The sequence below is a fragment of the Allosphingosinicella sp. genome, assembly GCF_035626655.1.
Taxonomy (GTDB): Bacteria; Pseudomonadota; Alphaproteobacteria; order Sphingomonadales; family Sphingomonadaceae; genus Allosphingosinicella.
The window spans coordinates 1-13,061 of sequence record NZ_DASPNF010000002.1 but is presented as its reverse complement, the minus strand read 5'-3'; the positions used below and the strand labels follow the sequence as shown (position 1 = coordinate 13,061).

13 protein-coding genes are annotated in these 13,061 nt (G+C 69.8%); 11 read left to right on the top strand and 2 right to left on the bottom strand.

Annotated features, from left to right (window positions below):
- Window positions 1–89: 89 nt before the first annotated feature.
- The 6 genes from VEC11_RS00765 to VEC11_RS00740 are packed head-to-tail and all read left to right on the top strand — an operon-like array spanning window position 90 to window position 5,560.
- Window positions 90–1,442 carry a S41 family peptidase gene (locus tag VEC11_RS00765; protein WP_464128234.1) on the top strand — a complete coding sequence of 451 codons (1,353 nt, stop codon included), beginning with the start codon at window positions 90–92 and terminating at the stop codon, window positions 1,440–1,442.
- Window positions 1,443–1,456: 14 nt separating this feature from the next.
- Window positions 1,457–1,945 (top strand): disulfide bond formation protein B, encoded by a 489-nt coding sequence (locus VEC11_RS00760; RefSeq protein WP_464128231.1) that lies wholly within the window; start codon window positions 1,457–1,459, stop codon window positions 1,943–1,945.
- On the top strand, window positions 1,942–2,490 hold the full coding sequence (locus VEC11_RS00755; protein WP_464128229.1) for a demethoxyubiquinone hydroxylase family protein: 549 nt from the start codon (window positions 1,942–1,944) through the stop codon (window positions 2,488–2,490). The genes VEC11_RS00760 and VEC11_RS00755 overlap by 4 nt, the downstream gene beginning before the upstream one ends.
- Window positions 2,491–2,493: 3 nt before the next feature.
- Complete coding sequence (locus VEC11_RS00750) at window positions 2,494–3,069, top strand: hypothetical protein (RefSeq protein WP_464128226.1); 576 nt, start codon at window positions 2,494–2,496, stop codon at window positions 3,067–3,069.
- A 3-nt stretch (window positions 3,070–3,072) separates the two neighbouring features.
- Window positions 3,073–4,335: an APC family permease gene (locus VEC11_RS00745; protein ID WP_464128224.1), complete on the top strand. Its 1,263-nt coding sequence runs from the start codon at window positions 3,073–3,075 to the stop codon at window positions 4,333–4,335.
- A complete protein-coding gene (locus tag VEC11_RS00740) occupies window positions 4,322–5,560 on the top strand; it encodes an MFS transporter (RefSeq protein ID WP_464128221.1) in 1,239 nt (412 codons plus the stop codon). The genes VEC11_RS00745 and VEC11_RS00740 overlap by 14 nt, the downstream gene beginning before the upstream one ends.
- On the opposite strand, the gene mnmA is transcribed toward VEC11_RS00740, so the two are convergent.
- Window positions 5,488–6,594, bottom strand: coding sequence for a tRNA 2-thiouridine(34) synthase MnmA (mnmA, locus tag VEC11_RS00735; RefSeq protein WP_464128219.1), 1,107 nt, complete (start codon window positions 6,592–6,594; stop codon window positions 5,488–5,490). The two genes, VEC11_RS00740 and mnmA, sit on opposite strands and share 73 nt — an antisense overlap.
- A 151-nt stretch (window positions 6,595–6,745) precedes the next feature.
- On the opposite strand from mnmA, the gene VEC11_RS00730 reads away from it, so the two are divergent.
- Both VEC11_RS00730 and sciP read left to right on the top strand, forming a co-directional pair.
- Window positions 6,746–7,024: a hypothetical protein gene (locus VEC11_RS00730; RefSeq protein ID WP_464128216.1), complete on the top strand. Its 279-nt coding sequence runs from the start codon at window positions 6,746–6,748 to the stop codon at window positions 7,022–7,024.
- Window positions 7,025–7,141: 117 nt separating this feature from the next.
- Window positions 7,142–7,441, top strand: coding sequence for a CtrA inhibitor SciP (gene sciP, locus VEC11_RS00725; RefSeq protein ID WP_464128214.1), 300 nt, complete (start codon window positions 7,142–7,144; stop codon window positions 7,439–7,441).
- Window positions 7,442–7,521: 80 nt separating this feature from the next.
- Here sciP and VEC11_RS00720 read toward each other — a convergent pair whose 3' ends face one another.
- Window positions 7,522–7,800: a GlsB/YeaQ/YmgE family stress response membrane protein gene (locus VEC11_RS00720; protein WP_464128211.1), complete on the bottom strand. Its 279-nt coding sequence runs from the start codon at window positions 7,798–7,800 to the stop codon at window positions 7,522–7,524.
- A gap of 209 nt (window positions 7,801–8,009) precedes the next feature.
- On the opposite strand from VEC11_RS00720, the gene VEC11_RS00715 reads away from it, so the two are divergent.
- The 3 genes from VEC11_RS00715 to VEC11_RS00705 all read left to right on the top strand — a co-directional run.
- Complete coding sequence (locus VEC11_RS00715; protein ID WP_464128587.1) at window positions 8,010–9,224, top strand: efflux RND transporter periplasmic adaptor subunit; 1,215 nt, start codon at window positions 8,010–8,012, stop codon at window positions 9,222–9,224.
- A gap of 12 nt (window positions 9,225–9,236) precedes the next feature.
- Window positions 9,237–12,317: an efflux RND transporter permease subunit gene (locus VEC11_RS00710; RefSeq protein WP_464128208.1), complete on the top strand. Its 3,081-nt coding sequence runs from the start codon at window positions 9,237–9,239 to the stop codon at window positions 12,315–12,317.
- 101 nt (window positions 12,318–12,418) lie between these two features.
- A partial coding sequence (locus tag VEC11_RS00705; RefSeq protein WP_464128585.1) for a DUF445 family protein occupies window positions 12,419–13,061 on the top strand: 643 nt, incomplete at its 3' end.

Below are 13,061 nucleotides of genomic sequence, written 5' to 3'. Positions count from 1 at the left end.
TTCCCGCCTCCCGGCCGTTCATCGAACGTTGCTTTCCCCCGCTTTAGGAAAGGGGTAGAAGCCCGCCGAAAGTTTGAGCAGGATTGTCCATGGCCAAGAATTTGCTTCCCGCGCTCGGTGTCCTCGGCGCCATTGCGTTCATCCCCGCCGCCGCTTCCCTCGCCCAGCCCGAAGGTTCGGACTCGGTCCGCGAGATCAGCCAGTTCATGAGCGTGTTCGAGCGCGTGAAGGCGGAATATGTCGACCAGGTCACCGACGAGCAGCTGATCCGCGGCGCGATCGACGGCATGCTGAACAGCCTCGATCCGCACAGCTCCTATCTCGACTCCCGCGGCTTCCGTACCCTGATGACGAACACCGACGGCAATTATGGCGGCCTCGGCCTCACCGTCACCATGGAGGACAGCGCGGTCAAGGTGATCGCGGCGACCCGCGGCACACCGGCCGACCGGGCCGGCATCAAGGCCGGCGACTTCATCACCCATATTGACGGGCGGCTCTTCTACGGCGGCACGCTCGACGAGGCGGTGGACCGGATGCGCGGCAATCCGGGCACCTCGGTGCGCCTCACCGTGGTGCGGCCGGGCCGCGAGCGGCCGTTCGACGTCTCGGTCACCAGGGCGATCATCGACATTCCGGCGGTGCGCTCCGAGGTGCGGGGCAATGTCGGCATCATCACCGTCAACACCTTCAGCCGGGTCACCACCGACAGCGTCTCGCGGGCGGTGGCCGACATCGAGCGCCAGCTCGGCCGCCAGCCGGTCGGCTATGTGCTCGACCTCCGCTCCAATCCGGGCGGCCTGCTCGACCAGGCGGTCGGCCTTTCCGATCTGTTCCTCGAGCGCGGCGAGATCGTCTCCCAGCGCGGCCGCCGCCGCACCGACATCGAGCGTTATTATGCGCGGCCGGGCGACATCACCCGCGGCGCGCCGATCATCGTCCTCGTCGATGCCGGCACCGCCTCCGCCTCGGAGATCGTCGCCGGCGCGCTGCAGGACCATCGCCGCGCGATCGTCATGGGCGAGCGCAGCTTCGGCAAGGGCTCGGTGCAGACCCTGCTCCCGCTCGGCGACGGCAGCACCGCGCTCCGCCTCACCACCGCGCGCTACTACACGCCCTCGGGCCGCTCGGTGCAGGAAGGCGGCATCGCGCCGGACATCGCCGTGCCGCAGCTCTCCGATCCGGACTATCGCTCGCGCAACCGCGTGCGCGAGTCCGACCTTCGCCGCCACCTGGTCAACGAGGCCGGCGTGCGCGACGACGTGATCCAGGACGACGGCCGGCCGGATCCGCGCTTCCAGCTCACCGCGCAGCAGCTCGAGCAGCGCGGCATCACCGACTTCCAGCTGGATTATGCGATCCGGACGCTGGCGCGGCTGGGGCCGCCCTCGCAGCCGCCGCGCGTCGCCGGCGCCAATCCGCGTCCCGCCGCCCGCCGCTGATCCCGGGCCGCAGGATGACGCCGCTCGCCAAGGCCAAGGCACTGGCCCTGATCGTGCCGCTGGCCCTGGTCGGCGGCGCCTATGGCTTCCAATATGTCTGGGACGACCTCTGGCCGTGCGAGATGTGCTGGTGGCAGCGTTACGCCCATTTCGCGGCCCTGCCCTTCGCGCTGGCGGCGCTGGCGATCGGCAGCAAATTGCCCGACCGGGGCCGCTTGCTGGTCTGGCTGGCGGCGCTCGCCATCTTCGTCAGCGGCGCGATCGGCGTCTGGCATGCCGGGGTCGAGCTCAAGCTCCTGCCCGGCATCACCCAGTGCACCGCCTCGCTGGGGGGATCGGCGACCGACATGCTCAACGACGTGTTCAGCCGGCCGCTGGTGCGCTGCGACGACGTGCAATGGTCCTGGCTCGGCATCTCGATGGCCGGCTGGAATGCGATCCTTTCGATCCTTGCCGCGTTGGCCATCCTGTGGCTGAGCCTCAGGAAAAAGAAGGGCGCATGAGCGCCGCCGCGCCCGCCTGGCGCCCGGGTGACGCGCGGTCCGACAGCCATTCGATGCTGCGCGTCGACCAGGCCGGCGAATATGGCGCGACCCGCATCTATGCCGGGCAGCTCGCGGTGCTGGGCGAGCATCACCCGATGTCGGGCGAGATCGGCCGCATGGCCGCGCAGGAAAAGGAGCATCTGCAGCATTTCGATGCCCTGCTGGCCGAGCGCGGCGTCCGGCCGACACTGCTGCAGCCCTTCTGGGCGGTCGCCGGCCATGTCCTCGGTGCGACGACGGCGCTGATCGGGCCCCAGGCGGCCATGGCCTGCACCGCCGCGGTCGAGGACGAGATCGACGCCCATTATGCGGAGCAGCTGGCCGCGCTCGGCGACAGCGATCCGGAGCTTTCGGCGCGCATCGCGCGTTTCCAGGCCGACGAACGCGAGCATCGCGACATCGCCCTCGCCGCGGGCGCGGAGACCACGCCGGCCTACCCCTTAATCTATTCGGCGATCCGGACCGGCTGTCGTATAGCGATCGAGCTTTCGAAGAGGATCTGAGTCATGCGCACCCTTCTCGCCCTTCTCGCCACCGCAGCCCTGGCCGGCCCCGCTTTCGCCCAGCAGCCCGGCGTGCCGGTGCCCGGGGCGGCGCAGGCCCAGTCCGCGGCGCCCGCAGCGGCCACCCCGGCCGGCCCGGCCGACGTCCGCGTCAACCAGCTGATCATCTATGGCGACGATCCCTGCCCGGAGAGCACCGACCCGAACGAGATCACGGTCTGCGCGCGCCTGCCCGATTCCGACCGCTACCGCGTGCCGCCGAACCTGCGCGACAATCCCAACGAGCCGGGCAGCAACAGCTGGGCCAATCGGGCGACCGAGCTCTCCTATGTCGGGCGCACCGGCACGGACAGCTGCTCCACGGTCGGCGGCGGCGGCTTCACCGGCTGCTTCAACCAGATCGTCAGCCAGGCCCGCGCCGAGCGCCGCGCCGCCGGCACCGACTTCAACTTCACGCGCATGATCGAGGAGGCCCGGGCGCGCCGCGACCGGCAGATCGAGGAACAGGCGCAGCAGGCCGAGGAAGACGCCCAGCGCAACGAAGCCGCGACGACGCCGGCACCGCAGCCCGTTCCCTAAAGCGTGGCCAAGGGGGGACTTCGCCGCGACATCGGGCTGACCGGCTCGGCCTTTCTCGCGTTCAACGGCATTGTCGGGGCGGGCATTTTCGCGCTGCCCGGCCCGCTCCATGCGAGCTTCGGCGGCTTCGCGCCCTGGCTGTTCCCGATCTTCGGCCTGCTCGTCCTGCTGATCGCCCTGCCCTTCGCCCGGCTGGCGGCGACGCATGAGCGGACCGGCGGACCGGCCGAATATGTCGCGCCGTTCGGGCCGATGGCCGCGTTCCAGACCGGCTGGCTCTATTTTGTGGCGCGGATCACGGCGCTCGCCGCCAATGCCAATGTCTTCGCCACTTATGCGGGGACGCTCTGGGCGCCACTCGGCACCTCGCTCGGCCGCGGCGCGACGATCCTGGCTTTGGTCGCCTTGCTGACCTGGGTGAACATCGTCGGCGTCAAGCGCGCGGTCCGCGCGCTCGACCTGCTGACCCTTCTGAAGGCGCTGCCCCTGGTGGGGCTCGCTCTCTGGGGCCTCGGCCATGCCGCGCAGGGGCTGCCGGCGCCGGGGCCGGTGCCGCCTTTGTCCGCTTTGGAGGCGAGCGCGCTCGTCCTGCTCTACGCCTTTGTCGGCTTCGAGAATGCCTCGGTGCCGGCCGAGGAAACGGCGGACCCGAAGCGGACCATCCCGCGCGCCATCCTGTTCACCGTCGTCGCCACCGCCGCGCTCTACATGCTCGTCCAGCTCGGCTATGCGGCGGTGATGCCGGCGGGCGCCGCGCCGACGGCGCCGCTCGCCGCCTATGCCGAGGCCCTGCTCGGACCGGCCGGCGCGATCCTGCTCGCGGTCACCGCCATGGCCTCGGTCGCCGGCAATGTCGGCGGCTCGATGACCTCGACGCCGCGCGTCACCTATGCGCTGAGCCAGCAGGGCGCGCTGCCTGGCTGGTTCGGGCGGATCGCCGGCGGCTATGCGACCCCCGCCAATTCGATCCTGTTCATGGGCGCGCTCGGCGCCGTGCTCGCCATTACCGGCAGCTTCGTCTGGCTGGCGATCGTCAGCACCCTGTCCCGCCTCTTCGTCTACGCCGCCTGCATGGCGGCCCTTCCCCGCGCCCGCCCCGGCGGCCTGAGCTGGCTGCTGATGGCCGCCGGCCTCGCGGTCTGCATCTGGGCCGCGGCCCAGTCGAAATGGGAAAGCTGGGCGATGCTCGCGGGCTTTGTGCTCGGCGGCTTCTTCCTCTATGGCCTCGCCCGCATCCAGCGGGGCCCCAGACGTGAGCAGAACTGACCGGATCGATCCGAAGCTCGCCTTCGCGCTCGTCCTGTGCGGGACGGTGCTCGGCATTGCCGGCACCGACCTCGTCCTGCCCGCCGTGCCCGGCCTGCCGGCCGCTCTGGGCGGGACGCCGGCGGCGGCGCAGCTCGTCCTCGCCGCCTTCGTCGCCGGCGCGGGCGTCGGTCTCCTGCTGTTCGGCGAGCTCGGCGCGCGCTTCGACCAGCCGCGGCTGCTGGCCTTGTCGCTCTTCGCCTACGCCGCGGTCTCCGCGGGCTGCGGCCAGGCCGGCTCGCTCGACCTGCTCATCCTCCTGCGCTTCGCGCAGGGCGCCGCGGGCGCCGCCGCCGCCGTCTTCGCGCCGGGCTTCATCCGGGCCGGCTTCGAGCCGGAGGCGGGCGTGCGGGCGCTGGGCCTGCTCGGCAGCATCGAATCGATCGTCCCTGCGCTGGCGCCGGTCGCGGGGCTCTGGCTGCTGCACTGGTGGGGCTGGCAGGGCTCGTTCGACGCGATCGCCGTCCTCGCCTTCCTGCTGGCGGTAACGATCGCAGCGCTGCGGGACCGGTTCCCCAAACCTGCGCGCGCCACCCGGACCGGCGGCTATGGCGTGCTGCTCCGCGACCCGGTCTTCCTCCGCTACGCGCTGTCGCAGGCCTTCACGCTCGGCGGCCTGCTCACCTTCGTGTTCGGGGCGCCCGTCGTGATCACCGTCTCCATGGGCGGGACGCTCACCCATTTCATCATCATGCAGATCAGCGGCATCCTCTTCTTCGCGGTCAGCGCCAATTATGCGGGCAAGCTCGCCGGGCGCTTCGGCACCGAGCGGATGATCCTGTTCGGCAGCACGCTCTCCGCGCTCGGCGCGCTCGGCATCCTCGTTTACGCCCTGGCCGGCGGCAACTGGCCGCCGATGCTCGCGATCCTGTTCGTGCCGGTGAATCTCGGTCTCGGCCTGCGCGGCCCGCCGGGCTTCATGCAGGCGGTGATCGCCGCCCATGGCGACGACGCCCGCGGCGCGGCTCTGGTCATCCTGTTCATCCTGCTGGCGGCGGCGGGCGGGACTGCAGCGGCGGCGCCCTTCATCCTGGCGGGGCTGCCGGCGCTGGCCGGCTTCGCGGCGGCGATCTCGGCTCTGTCCGTGCTCTGCCTGCTCGCGCTCCCGAAGCTTCAGGCCGCTTCGAGCTCGGCCGAGACGGTTTCCTCGATCCAGCCGCCGCCCAGCACCCGGTCGCCCTGGTAGAGCACGGCCGCCTGGCCGGGCGAGACGCCATATTCGGGCTGGTCGAACCGCACGGTCTCGCCATCGAAGCGGGCAGCCACCGGCTTCGCCAGCGAACGCACCTTCACCGTGAGCCCTTCGCGCTGGCCCTCGCCGAGCCAGTTCACGCCCGACAGCCGCGCCTCGGCGACGGCGAGCGCCCGCTTCGGCCCGACCACGACCCGGCCCTGCGCGGGCTCGAGCCGCAGCACGTAGAGCGGCTCCGGCTGCCCGCCAATCTCGAGCCCGCGCCGCTGGCCGACGGTGAAATGGATCAGCCCCGGATGGGTGCCGAGCACGCGCCCGTCCCGGTCGACGATCTCGCCGGCCACCGCGGCCTCGGGCCGGACCTTCTTCACGATCCGGGCATAATCGCCGTCGGGGACGAAGCAGATGTCCTGGCTGTCGGGCTTGTCGGCGACCAGTAAAGCCAGCTCCCGCGCCACCGCGCGCACCGCGGGCTTGGGCATGTCGCCGAGCGGGAAGCGCAGGAAATCGAGCTGGTCGCGCGTCGTCGCGAACAGGAAATAGCTCTGGTCCCGCGCCGGATCGGCCGCGCGCCTGAGCTCCGGCCCGTGCGGCCCGGCGGCGCGGCGGACATAATGGCCGGTCGCCAGGCAGTCGGCGCCCAGCTCCCGCGCGAAGCCCAGCAGGTCGGTGAACTTCACCCCCTGGTTGCAGGAGATGCAGGGGATCGGCGTCCGCCCGCGCGCATATTCGTCGGCAAAGCGCTCGATCACGCTTTCCCGGAAGCGGCTCTCATAATCGAAGACATGATGGGCGATGCCCAGCCGGTCCGCGACCGTCTTCGCGTCATAGATGTCCTGGCCGGCGCAGCAGGTCCGCGACTGCGGCGCCGCCTCGCCATGGTCGTAGAGGCGCAAGGTCACGCCGATCGTCTCGGCGCCGCTGCGCGCGGCGAGCGCGGCCACGACCGAGCTATCGACGCCGCCCGACATGGCGACGACGATCCTTTTGCCCTTGAGGGGCCCGGCCAGCTGGAAATCCGCGTCCATCGGCGGGCTAGATAGGCGCTCTTCCCCGCCGCGCCCACCCCTGCCGGATTCGGGCACGAAGCGGCACGATCGTTTCGCTGCCGGCCCCGTGGAAACCACAGGGGACGTGCTTTACCCGCCCTTCACCCTATTTCGGTAGGACTCGCCGCTGATGGACGAGACCTTCCAGCTTCGCGCGAAGCGCATGCCCGGGCCCCGCCAGCCGGCGCCGCTCGACTATGACGTGCTCAGCGCCACCCTGATCGCGCAGCAGGCGGAAAGCCCCGCCGCGCGGGCGCAGGGCCGGTTCGACCGCAGCGTCAGCGTCGATCCCGGGCCGGAATTGCTCACCGAAACGGTTCTCGCCGGTCCTGCCTGGCAGGAGGCGGCCAATGCCCAGCGCGGCAGCTTCAACCGCGCCGAAGTCAAGCGTCGGAGGATTTTGCCGTAAACCAAGATCACCGGGATATTTACCTTGGCATTTTAGCCTTCCTTCAACCGTCTCCAGCTAAAGGGTTGGGACGCCGGAGGGCCGGGGAGCCGAAAGCGTGTTTTGTTTGAGGTACGAATGATCGAGAATCAGAAAATCCGTCCCGCTCAGGTCATCGGCCCGCTCGGCGAGCCGCTCACCATCGACTCGCTTCCGCACCCCTCGACCACGCGTTGGGTCGTGCGGCGCAAGGCCGAGGTGGTGTCCGCCGTCAATGGCGGCCTGCTGAGCGTCGACGAGGCCTGCGAGCGCTACGGCCTGAGCCTCGAGGAATTCGCGAGCTGGCAGCGCGCGGTCGACCGCTCGGGCATGCCCGGGCTGCGCGTCACCCGCATCCAGCATTACCGGACGCTCTACGAGCGCCAGCAGAATTATTGAGCCGGGTACGGGGCGCCCCCCGCCCCGCCCGACCGGAGGGAAGGGGCCGCGTCCTGGCCGGGACGCGGCCCCTTCTTTTTCTACCGTCGGTTCACCACCGCCATGATCAGCTGATAGACGATCAGGATCACCACGGCGCCGAGGATGGCGGCGAGGAAGCCTGCGCCCGTCCCCTCCTGGTAATAGCCGTATTTCTGGCCGAGCCAGCCGGCGAGAACGGCGCCGGCGAGGCCCAGCAGCAGGGTCATCAGGCAGCCGCCGCCCTGCCTGCCCGGAACGATGAACTTGGCGATTGCGCCAGCGAGGAGGCCGGCGAGAATCCACCAGAGCCAGCCATGGTCGGCCATGAATTGCGACATTGAAGTTCCTCCTCCATTCCCCCCGCGCCGCGGGCGGTCCGTCATGCCGGAGTGGCAAAAGGGAAACTAAGGTTGTAAGGCCCGGTTCCAGTGGGGCCCAGGGGAGGCGGGCAGGCCGTTTTTGGCTTGTTCCAGGTGCTTTATTCGGCTAACACAGCCGCTCTCGGGCGGCTGTGCGCCGCGCTGTACGAGTGGGGACGATGAAGACGATGAACTACGAGTCGAGCAAGTGGAGTCGCGAGGCGATCGACGACGTCCCCGTCGACGCCGAGGAGCTGATCCGCAAGCGCAAGCGCCGGCGAATCATCGTCGCGGTCGTGCTGATCCTGCTCGTCCTCGTCGCGGCCTGGATGATGATGGGCCGGGGCGGCGACGCCGGCGGCGAGAAGGCCGCGCCCAAGATGGCCGCCGGCCAGCGCGGCGGCATGCCCGCCGTGACCTTCATCGTGCCCGGCCGCCAGGACGTGCCGATCATGATCTCGGCGACGGGCTCGCTCGCGGCGGTGCGCGACATGCCCGTCGGCATCGCCGGCGAGGGCGGCCGCGTCGTCCGCGTGCTGGTCGAGCCCGGCCAGAGCGTGCGCGCCGGCCAGGTGCTCGCCGTGGTCGACCGCTCGGTGCAGGCGCAGCAGGCCTCGCAGCTCGCCGCGTCGGTCGACGTCGCGCGCGCCGACCTCCAGCTCGCCCAGAACAATCTCCAGCGTGCCGAATCCCTGGTCGGCCGCGGCTTCATCAGCCGCGCCGATCTCGACCAGAAGCGCGCGACCCGGGACGCCGCCGCGGCCCGCGTGCGCGTGGCGGTCGCCCAGCTGAATGCGACCCGCGCGCAGATCGGCCGCCTCGACATCCGCGCGCCCACCAACGGCCTCGTGCTGACCCGCAATATTGAGGCCGGCCAGATTGTCGGCGCCGGCTCCGGCGCGCTGTTCCGCATCGCCGCGGGCGGCGAGATGGAGCTGATGGCGCGCCTGCCCCAGTCCGACCTCGCCCGCCTGCCCGTCGGCGCGCAGGCGCAGGTCACGCCGGTCGGCTCGAGCAACGTCTATCCCGGGGTGGTCTGGCAGAAGTCGCCGGTGATCGACCCGGCGTCCCGCCAGGGCGTTGCGCGGATCCGCGTGCCGCTGAACAACGAGATCCGGCCCGGCGGCTTCGCCTCGGCCCAGATCCAGGCGGGCGTCGAGCGGGCGCCCCTGCTGCCGGAGAGCGCCGTGCTGAGCGACAGCCGCGGCAGCTTCGTTTACGTCATTGGCCGCAACGACACGGTCGAGAGGCGACCCGTGGTGATCGGGCAGGTCAGCGATCGCGGCATGGCGATCATCCAGGGCCTGAACGGCGACGAGCGCGTTGTTCAGGTGGCCGGCGCGTTCCTGAGCCCGGGTCAGAGGGTGCGGCCGGAAAGGGCGCAGGCACAGCCCGCGCGTTAAGGACGAACAGTCATGGGTTTCCGCAACATCTCAGCCTGGTCGATCCGCAACCCGGTTCCCTCGCTCGTCCTGTTCACCTTCCTGACGCTGGCCGGGATCATCAGCTTCATGCGGATGGACGTCCAGAACGATCCGGACATCGACTTCCCGGTCGTGCTGATCCAGATCGCGCAGCCGGGCGCGGCCCCGACCGAACTCGAGACCCAGGTCACCCAGCGGGTCGAGGCGGCGGTCCGCTCCGTCTCCGGCATCGACGAGATCAATTCGAACGTCCAGGAAGGCGTCTCGGTTACCTTCGTCCAGCTCGCCATCGGGACGCCGATCGATCGGGCGGTCAACGATATTCGCGATGCCGTGGTCCAGATCCGGGGCAATCTGCCGGAGGGCATCCTGGAACCTCAGGTGTCCAGCGTGAACACCACCGGCGACGACATTGCCGGCTTCGCCGTCGTCTCGACGAGCATGTCGCTGGAGCAGTTGAGCTGGTATGTCGACAACCGGGTCTCCAAGGAGCTGCTGTCCGTACCTGGTCTGGCCGCGGTCGAGCGCACCGGCGGCGTCTCGCGCGAGATCCGCGTGATCCTCGACCCGGCCCGCCTGCAGTCGCTCGGCATCACCGCCAGCCAGGTCAACGCCCAGCTCCGCCAGATGAATCTCAACGCCGCCGGCGGCCGCGCCGAGATCGCCGGCTCCGAGCAGTCGGTGCGCGTGCTCGGCAATGCCCGCGACGCCTATGCGCTGGGCCAGACCCAGATCGCGATCGGGGGCGGCCGCACGGTGAAGCTCGCCGACATCGCCCAGGTGCGCGATCTCTATGCCGAGCAGCGCGGCTATGCGACGCAGGACGGGCGGCAGGCCCTCTCCTTCTCCTTCCAGAGGGCGAAGAACACCTCCGACGTCACCGTCTATCACGGGGCCATGGAGCGGCTGCGTGCGCTCGAGGCCCGCAACCCCGATGTCCGCTTCGTGCAGCTGTTCAACTCCGTCGAATATACGGAAGGCCAGTATCATTCGGCGATGGAGGCCCTGCTCGAGGGCGCCGCGCTCGCCGTTCTCGTCGTCTTCCTCTTCCTGCGCGACTGGCGGGCAACCCTCATCTCCGCCATCGCCATCCCGCTTTCGGCGATCCCGACCTTCTGGTTCATGGAGCTGATGGGCTTCACGCTGAACAGCCTGACCCTGCTCGCGCTCAGCCTCGTCGCCGGCGTGCTCGTCGACGATGCGATCGTGGAGATCGAAAATATCGTCCGACACATGCGCATGGGCAAGACCGCCTATCAGGCGGCGATCGACGCCGCGGACGAGATCGGCCTCGCCGTCGTCGGCACCACCTTCTCGATCGTCGCGGTCTTCTTCCCGGTCGGCCTGATGCCGGGCGTGTCGGGCCAGTTCTTCAAGAATTTCGGCTTCACCGTCGTCATCGCGGTGCTGATCAGCCTTGCGGTCGCACGACTGATAACGCCCATGCTCGCGGCCTATTTCCTGAAGGCCAAGGGCCATGCCCCGCATGGCGAAGGCCGGCTGATGAACGGCTATATGCGGCTGCTCGGCTGGACCCTGAAGCACCGCTGGACCACCGTGGTCGGCGGCATCATCTCGCTCGTCGCGACCGTGATGCTGTTCATGATGATCCCGCAGACCTTCCAGCCGACGATGGACCAGGACCGTTCGACCGTCACGATCGAGATGGTGCCAGGCTCCACCTACCAGCAGGCCGGCGAGGTCGTCCGCCGGGTCGAGGCCGTGCTTCGCCAGCAGCCCGAGGTGGAGCTGCTGTTCAGCCGCGTCCGCGTCGGCGGCGCGACCATCAACATCCGCCTGAAGGAAGAGCGCGAGCGCACCTCGATCCAGTTCGAACGGGCCCTCGCGCCGCTGCTCAACCAGATTCCGGACGCGCGCATCTCCTTCCGCTCCCAGTTCGGCGGGGGCCGCGACATCATGCTGAACTTGGGCGGGGACGACCCGGCCCAGCTGAACCGCGTCGCCAACCAGCTGGTCGAGGAAATGTCGCGGGTGCCGCAACTGGTCGCGCCGCGCGTCAGCGGCGACCTGCAGCGGCCGGAGATCGTGATCAGGCCACGCCTCGACCTCGCCGCCGACCTCGGCGTCTCGACCCAGGCCCTGAGCCAGGCGATCCGCATCGCCACGCTCGGCGACATCGACCAGAATAGCGCCCGCTTCTCGCTGTCCGACCGTCAGATCCCGATCCGGGTGTCGATCAACGAGAATGCGCGCCAGCGCCTGTCGACGATCGAGAACCTCCCGGTGCCGACGACGAGCGGCGGCTCGGTGCCGCTAAAGCTGGTGTCCGAAATCAGCTTCGGCGCCGGCCCGACCCGAATCGAGCGCACCGCCCAGCAGCGCCGCCTCACCATCGGCGCCGACCTCGCCCCCGGCGTGATCAGCGGCGACGCCTGGGCGGCGATCAACCAGCTGCCGACGATGCGCAACATGCCGCAGGGCGTGCGCCAGATCGTGCTGGGCATGAACAAGTGGCAGGCGGAGATGATCGCCAGCTTCATCATCGCCGTCATCTCGGGCGTCTTCCTGGTGTTCGCGGTGCTGATGCTGCTCTACCAGCGCTTCCTGCCGCCCTTCGTGAACATGGGCTCGCTGCTGCTCGCCCCGCTCGGCGGCCTGCTCGCGCTCTGGCTGCTCGGCATCCCGATCTCCATGCCGGTCTATATCGGCCTGCTGATGCTGCTCGGCATCGTCGCCAAGAACTCGATCCTGCTGATCGACTTTGCGATCGAGGAGATGGCCGCGGGCAACACCAAGCGCGAATCGATCCTCGAGGCCGGGCACAAGCGCGCCCAGCCGATCGTCATGACCACCGTGGCGATGGTCGCAGGGATGATCCCGACCGCGCTGTCGCTCTCGGGCGATTCGTCGTGGCGCGCGCCGATGGGCACGGTGGTGATCGGCGGGCTGATTCTCTCGACGCTGCTGACGCTGCTGATCGTCCCCGCGGGCTTCAGCCTTGCCGACGGGCTCGAGAAGCGGCTCGGACCGTGGCTCGGGCGCAAGGTCCTGACCTACCGCGAGGGCGACAACCGGAACGATGGCGCCGGCGAGGCCGTTCCCGCCGAGTGAACGCGTCCACGCCGTCGAACCTGCCCGCCGGCTCCGTCCGCCGGGCGCCGCTACGCCGCCGCCTTTCCGCCAACCTCGTGCCGGTCGACCGGGCGCGGAGGATGCGCCTGCTCGCCACCGGGATGCTGGTGGTCATGGCCGCGGTGTTCCTGGTCGCGCGCGCCTTTCGCGACGCCCACCCGGCGATGGCTTATGTGCTCGCCTTCAGCGAGGCGGCAATGGTCGGCGGGCTGGCCGACTGGTTCGCAGTGACCGCGCTGTTCCGCCACCCGCTGGGCATCCCGATCCCGCACACGGCGATCGTCCCGGTCAACAAGGACCGCATCGCCGATACGATGGCGGTGTTCCTGCGCGAAAACTTCCTGACCGTCCCGGTGATCTCGCGGCGGATCCGGGCGATGAACGTCGCCCAGTCGCTCGGCGAGTTCCTCGATCCGCGCGAGGAGGCCGAGGGCCAGGGCCTGCGGTTGCGCGCCGGGGTCGCCAATCTCGTCGGCGATGTCCTCGAATCGCTCGACCAGGAAAAGCTCGGCGGGATCGCCAAGGGCGCGTTGCGCACCCAGCTCGAGAAGCTCGACGTCGCCCCGCTGCTCGGCCAGCTTCTCGGCGCGGCGATCGCCGACAAGCGCCACATGCCGCTGTTTGAGGATGTGGTGCGCTGGCTCGGCGCCACGCTCGAGGAGAACGAGCCGGTCATTCGGGCGATCATCCACGACAAGGCCAACGCCATCCTGCGCTGGACCA